Source organism: Methylobacter sp. Wu1 (genome assembly GCF_036553575.1).
GTDB lineage: Bacteria > Pseudomonadota > Gammaproteobacteria > Methylococcales > Methylomonadaceae > Methylobacter.
The window spans coordinates 1-6510 of record NZ_JAZHOC010000006.1; the positions used below are offsets into that span (position 1 = coordinate 1).

Here is a 6510-nt window from a genome sequence, read left to right on the forward strand (position 1 = left end):
TTACTATCTGTCATGGCGGTGTTTTCCTCATGTTGGTGGTTGATCTGGGGAGATCTTTTTACCAACAGGTTACACCGCTTTCCTCTCTAGGTCATACACCAGAAATGACTATACCTCCCAGCGCTTCGCCAATATGCAGCTTATTAATTCGAGCCATTTTTCTACTCCGTTTGTATTGTTGAAAGCGTTTCCTGTTGCACCGGATACGCACCTATCGATAACTAAGCGGTTTTCATGCCAATCATGATAAAACTCGATAAATCAAGGCAGATATGGATAAGGCAGTCCGTTTTGCTTTGTGATGGCTGTTGCTGATTCAACCTGAGTTGCTGAATGGGTGTTTCAGAACGAGCAGTACGGCAGGATGATGGCATTATGATCAAGCTCAAACATATGCCTTGGAAAACTATGCCTTGACGTAAATAGTGATGGTCTCGTCATTTGCCATTTTGGTATTGTTCTGCTCTTGTGCCGGCGTTTGACGGTATTGCCAGGACATAGCATCGTTTTGCACATAGATTCATTGCCGTATGATCGGAGATATTCATGACTGAATCCAAGCCCAAACCCGCCGCGGTATTATCCATCGCCATGCTGGTATCCCAGCCCGCCTTTCCTGATGCCATTCTTCATCACACTCCGCCTTTTGTGCCGACGGGCATGGCGCCGCTGGGCGGTGACCGCCTGTTGCTGTGGCGGGGCGATGGCCAGGCGCAAATTCGTGACGGCAACGGTGAATGGTCGGCAGTTTTGCATCTACCCATGCAGAAAGTCATGCAGATCGAACCGGAGGGCTTCGGTTTTTTGGCTCTCGGCGCGCCCGTGACGCCATTTGGGGCAAGCCTCATTGTGGCACTTGACCCGGCGGGCAGGGAAACCGAACGCTGGTCGGTCGCTGGGGTGTGGAATATCAAGGTTACTCCTCATGGAAGGAGAGCAGTAACTCGAACCGGATTGTTGCCGCTGTTGCCTCAAGCTGCCGTCGGCGCCGAAGAACCTTTCCCGGCATGGGGCGGCGATCAGCCGGAGGAACCGCGATTTCCTCCGGAGCTGTTGTACTGGCCGGGAGGGACGATTTTCTGTCACCGCGCCGATTTGTCCTTGCAGCATTTTGCCCATGCGCGTTGCGAACGCCCGGGGGCCGCAGGATGGATCTATGAGAATGGAGAGTCGACGTTGGCTCCAGTTGCTTGCGGCCCTTGGCTGTTGGTAAATGAGGGGAAGTGCCAGGAACAGCTTGTCGTGCTTGAAATGGCGACAGGCAAGATTCTAGCCCGGCGGAATTACCCCAGCCGTCCGCGCATCGCTTGTGCCGGAGGAGATGAACTGGCTGTCGGCGATCGTAATCTCGAGCTAGTCCAACTGCCGTCGCTGAAATCACGCTGGCATTTTCCCATCGCTAAAGATCGGGTGATTGAGCTGACCGCATTAGAGCATTACCTGGCTTATCGTGGGGAAAACAGCCCGGACTTGCTGCTGGTGCCGCGTCCGGCTCCCGAAAACCAGTGAGTGAGCTTCATGTGATTAGGCGCGGCTGTTGTGCGTGAATTGCGGCGATTTTCGCAGTATATGGATCGTCGTCTCATTCCTCTGATGATTCTTCAAGGTATTCGGCTGAGTTGGAAAACAGTTTGCAACTTTTTTCACCAGTTAGAGAGGTTTTTTCATCCGAGAAAAATACGTACGCTTTTATTATCAATGAGATAGAGGAACGATTTTGGAAAGCTTAATGCTCTTTCGATATAAAATTGAGAAATGTCAACGCCGTTTTCCATGTTAAATGAATCCTCTTGCTGGAACGCGATTATATGGGTAAAACATGTTTTACGATTCTAACATTATAGCTTTGTTGCCTCGATGGCCCAGAACAGGGAAGATATACGGAAATTTATAATTAATAGTTAACCAATCTCATGAAATCGTCCGCAATTACCTTCGCAGGTCTGGTTCTTAGGCCATTTTCTGACTCAGACGCTGACGCATTTACCCTCGCAGCGCTCGAATCCGTTGGAACAGTAGGCCATTGGATGCCATGGTGTTCTAGCGACTACAGTACTCGTCACGCCCTCGAATGGTTTGCCGCCTGCCGCACTGCGCGAGACGCAGGCACCGCATTTGAATACGGCATTTTTTGCCAAGACTCTGGCGATTTTCTTGGTGGTGCAGGTCTCAATGAAATCAGGCAACAGCACAAGTTTTGTAACCTTGGTTACTGGGTCCGTCAATCAAAGCAACGTCAGGGGATCGCATCCCGTTGCGTACAAGCCCTTTCCGCTCACGCGTTTCACCAACTCGGGTTGCACCGCGTTGAAATCGTAGTAGCCGTTGGTAACCTTGCCAGCGAAGGTGTCGCCGTGAAATCCGGCGCTCTTCGGGAGGGCATCGCGCGCAATCGTCTTCATATTCACGATAAACCGGTATCTGCTCATGTATTTTCACTTGTGCCGTAGCCAACCAGCGGTTAACCCATCACTCCACCAAACTTGCGCATAAAACCGCGCAAGTCCAGTGAATTCAAACGTTACGTTGCAAGATGAGCCATGGAAATTACATTAATCAGGCACGGCAAGCCCGCATTCGAGCTGAAAGGAAAAGTAAAGTCCCGGGATGTTTGCGAGATGATCAGACGGTATGATTCATCAGGCATAGCGGAGCCGCCGCCGGAACAAGCAAAGCAGCGGGCATCGGTATGCAAGGTGGCCGTCTGCAGCGATTTCATCCGCTCTTTGGAGTCGGCCAAGGCACTCGGATTTAGTGATATCTTACTGAGCGACCCGATGTTTCGGGAAATTGCCGTCCCTCATTTCAAGACGGGTTCATTTGCTATGTCAGCCAATGCCTGGGGTGCGCTGTTGAGATACATGTCGGTATTCGGTTTCTCGCAAAATGGGGAGTCGCTCTCGATGGCGAAAAAGAGGGCGCAGGTTGCGGCATCGGCTTTGATTGACATAGCCCATGTCCATGAAAGCGTTTTGCTGGTGGGGCATGGCTTTATAAACTATTTTCTAGCCAAGGAATTGCTGTCCAGAAACTGGGTCGGCCCCTCAAAGCCAGACGGCGGCTATTGGGAATGCGGGGTATATCAATATCATGCGGTATAACATGGCGCTGGACGCTGCAAAGCCTGAACCAGGGGCAGGGTGCGCCTGGCTGCTCAAAGCATCCGACTCGCCGTTTCGCAAGACCTTATTCTAAGGCCGCTCATTTAAAATCAGCACTTACGCAGTTTGCCTGTTCAACTGCTGAAACAAGCGGTTTTAAAACCTGTGGGGCGACTGCCAACAGTAGGCGCTTTAGGCGAAGTCGCCCCCACAGGCTTGCGTAAGTCCTAAAAATGTCACACAACAAAAAGGAAGTTTAATGGCCCAAGTAAAAATTTACGGCATTCGGGAAAAGCTGGCGCTAGTGTGCGAGCGTTTGTCGGAAACCACACCAATGTGTCATGGAAGCCTTGCAGTTTCCGGGCGACAAACGCGCGCATCGTTTTTTATGATGGAGAAGCTTGAGCAAGTTGCCCCCCGTACCGGCCGCCCACTGCAATGATCATAATGCCAGCACACCACTTCGTTCTCGTCAGTCCAGGCCTTTTCCTGGATGGTGTCGTCGAATATCAATACGCCGTCTTCCCGTTCTATCTGACGGACGGTTGATTTCACGTGTCGCCATAGATCCCGCGAGTTGTATTCACGCTTCGCTAAAAAACGCGTCACACGATCATGGCTCACATCACCATCCACCATGGCCGACAACCCTGTCGCTGTTGTCGCACCAAACGTACTGATCGAATAATCAATGTATAACTCTAATTCTGCTTTTTTCATCCGTATGGCATGGCGGGTTTTAAGGATGACTGCGTAACATCAGTTACTCTCTTACAGCAGCCTGGAAACCTTGCCGTCCCTTGAGCCGAATGCCGATCCTCTTGCTCCGTACCCCAATCCCAGTTCGACTGCCTATGAAAAATTACCATCAGCAATATGAATTATTGCTGAGGTGATTTTTTTTCATCGTTTTATTCTGTTGTGCAAAGGCGCTGAGCACTCTGGCGCGCCTTGACAAAGACTTTGCGGCGTCAACCGCCTGGTCCGTTTCTATCCGATGCAAGCGTGAAGCCCGTAGACCATACGCAGCAGCGCATTAATGCATGGCAGATAACGATCGGGAAAGTGTTGCGCGGCATCTGTAACTGTTCACTTGAAATGGGGATATCAAATGAAAAAACGTACTTTATTGGGACTGGCCACAGTCTCTTCGCTTTTATTCAGCAGTCAAGGCGCATTTGCACACAGCGCTGCCGAGGCCCAGTCGGGCGGGTTGCGCGACTTGATGGGCCGCAGCGCCGCGGTCGCATTCGGCAAAGTCGTCGATATTCAATACCGCAATTCCGAACCGACCCGGGAAGAACCCAATGGGGTGCCGCATACTTTCGTTACCTATGCCATCGACAAGGTGTTCCGCGGTTACTTGCCCGAAAAATTCACCCTGCGCATTCCGGGCGGCGCCGACGGCAAAGGCGGCGTGTACACCGAAACGACTGCGCCCACCTTTGCGCGCGGCGAAACCGATGTGCTCTTTATCGAAGGCGGCGAGCCGGGCGATTGCCAATTGGTCGATTGCGTCGGAGGGCGCTTTCGCGTCTCCGAAGACCACATCTATAACGGCTACGGCGTACCCTTGGTCGAAGCCGAAAAAATGCTAAGCTTCGGCGGCAAGCCTCATTTCGAGCTGAATACGATGGAGCTGCCGCGACCCGATTTCGATAAAGTCATCACCCAAGCCGAAACCATCGCCTGGTTGAAAGAGAACCAGATCGACGAAAGCCGGCTGGACGAACTGCGCAAAAAATACGAGGTGGAAGCGCCCGCTTTTTATCGCATCAATTTACAGGCGGAAGGCATCAGCGACAGAGACGATGATTCCGGCGAGGAAGAAGCCGGCGTCATCGACAAATACCGCGATCCGCTCAGCACCACCGAATTTTTCGCCCTGCTGGAGCATTTCAACGCCGAATTGGGCACGCCCGATCTGAAAGTCGTCGAAGCGGACCCCGGCCAGGCATTTTTCGTCAAGCCGCCCGTTGCCGAACCGATGCAGGAGGTTAGAACCGTTCTGCCCAAGGCCAGCGACGAAGAACTCAGAGAACGCGAGAGACTGGACGGATTATCCCAACGGGATGAGCCCGATAGCGCTGATTCCAGCTTTAATAAACTTACCGTTAACTAATCGAAAGGGATATAACTCATGAAACAGATCAGATTTTTTGTGATGCTGCTCCTGTTGATAGCGGCACAATCGGCATTTAGTGCTTCCTGGCTGGAATGCAACGGCGACAGCGGAAAGAAATTGCGCTGGGGCGGAAACTCGACGAGCGCGCGCATCAATACCACCAGTTTTTCCGGCAGCGCTTTGACCGCTGCGCAGCGCGGCTTGAGCGCCACCAATAAGAACCCCTCGCCGTTTGTGATCAATGCCACGACTGAAACCGGCGGCGTCTCCCGCGGCAACGGCCAGAACGAAATCTATGCCAAGAACATCTCGCCTCCCGGCGTGGCCCAGATGAACTACCATTGCTACTGGTTCTTCGGCTGGCATTACGGCCTGGACGAAGTGGACATCGTGCTCGATTCCGAGCGCAACTGGACCAGTTCCACCGCCAAATCCGCCAACTTCACCTACACAGGTTCCGCGCGCCCGATCGACTCGGTGATTACGCATGAAGCGGGACACCTGCTGGGACTGATGCACGTGAACTGGGAATACAACGTGATGGGCGACTCCTGGCGGCATCACCATGCCAACGGCACGCAGGCGGACATTTATTTCGGCGAAGATGCTTCCCATGGTTCGCGCGTGCTGTACGGCTCTCAAAACAGCGCTTTCAACGACGTGTCAGTCACGCACTGGCGCCGTACCGGCGCGGATGGTGAATATTCCAGCCATGGCCGCGTACGTGTCCGCGACAACGCGAATACCGCGACCTTGACCGGCATCACGATCAACGGCGAACCCGGCTTCCGCGTCACTCGCGGCACCTTGGTCAGACCGGAATTTACGCTCGAAAACAACGGCAAATCGACCAAGAGCGACATCGGCTTCGGCATCTACGTCTCGACCAACGACTTCATCAGCACGGGTGATCGGCGCATCGCCGGCGGCACCTTCGGCTCTTTGAGCCCGGACGATGTGCACACGACCACCATCCCTGTCTTCATTCCGAGCGATTTGACGGTCGGCAAGGATTATTGGCTTGGCATCATCATCGATGAAGACAATGCGATTGGCGAAGTGAACGAATCGAATAACCAGGCCTATATTCCGATCCGAATCCAATGATCAGTGCCTGAAAGCGTCCCCGGAGCAGAAGGTTCTGTTTCGGGGCGTTGTTGGATAAACCAATAGTTCGGACACTTTTATGCGGCAATCGTCCCGTAGTCACTGAATTCGTCAAATAGTTGGGCTATTTTTTCGCAATCTCTGCTCAGGCCTAACTTGTCGAAAAGTCGTAACAGC

At 52.7% G+C, this 6510-nt stretch carries 6 protein-coding genes; 5 read left to right on the plus strand and 1 reads right to left on the minus strand.

Features of this window, described 5'->3' with window-relative positions; all coding sequences use genetic code 11:
- The first annotated feature begins 546 nt into the window (after window positions 1-546).
- The 3 genes from V2P20_RS00190 (at window position 547) to V2P20_RS00200 (ending at window position 3101) form a co-directional block, all read left to right on the plus strand.
- Window positions 547-1509 carry a hypothetical protein gene (locus V2P20_RS00190; RefSeq protein ID WP_331814752.1) on the plus strand — a complete coding sequence of 321 codons (963 nt, stop codon included), beginning with the start codon at window positions 547-549 and terminating at the stop codon, window positions 1507-1509.
- Window positions 1510-1913: 404 nt separating this feature from the next.
- Complete coding sequence (locus tag V2P20_RS00195; protein ID WP_331814755.1) at window positions 1914-2450, plus strand: GNAT family protein; 537 nt, start codon at window positions 1914-1916, stop codon at window positions 2448-2450.
- A 90-nt stretch (window positions 2451-2540) separates the two neighbouring features.
- Window positions 2541-3101 (plus strand): histidine phosphatase family protein, encoded by a 561-nt coding sequence (locus tag V2P20_RS00200; RefSeq protein WP_331814757.1) that lies wholly within the window; start codon window positions 2541-2543, stop codon window positions 3099-3101.
- Window positions 3102-3440: 339 nt separating this feature from the next.
- Here the strand turns inward: V2P20_RS00200 and V2P20_RS00205 are convergent, their stop codons facing one another.
- The gene (locus tag V2P20_RS00205; protein WP_331814759.1) at window positions 3441-3821 is read right to left on the minus strand and encodes a transposase; all 381 of its coding nucleotides are present in this window, start codon (window positions 3819-3821) and stop codon (window positions 3441-3443) included.
- A 391-nt stretch (window positions 3822-4212) separates the two neighbouring features.
- Here V2P20_RS00205 and V2P20_RS00210 point away from each other — a divergent pair, with 391 nt between their 5' ends.
- Both V2P20_RS00210 and V2P20_RS00215 read left to right on the plus strand, forming a co-directional pair.
- Window positions 4213-5223: a hypothetical protein gene (locus V2P20_RS00210; RefSeq protein WP_331814761.1), complete on the plus strand. Its 1011-nt coding sequence runs from the start codon at window positions 4213-4215 to the stop codon at window positions 5221-5223.
- An 18-nt stretch (window positions 5224-5241) separates the two neighbouring features.
- Window positions 5242-6333, plus strand: coding sequence for a CARDB domain-containing protein (locus tag V2P20_RS00215; RefSeq protein ID WP_331814763.1), 1092 nt, complete (start codon window positions 5242-5244; stop codon window positions 6331-6333).
- Window positions 6334-6510 lie beyond the last annotated feature (177 nt).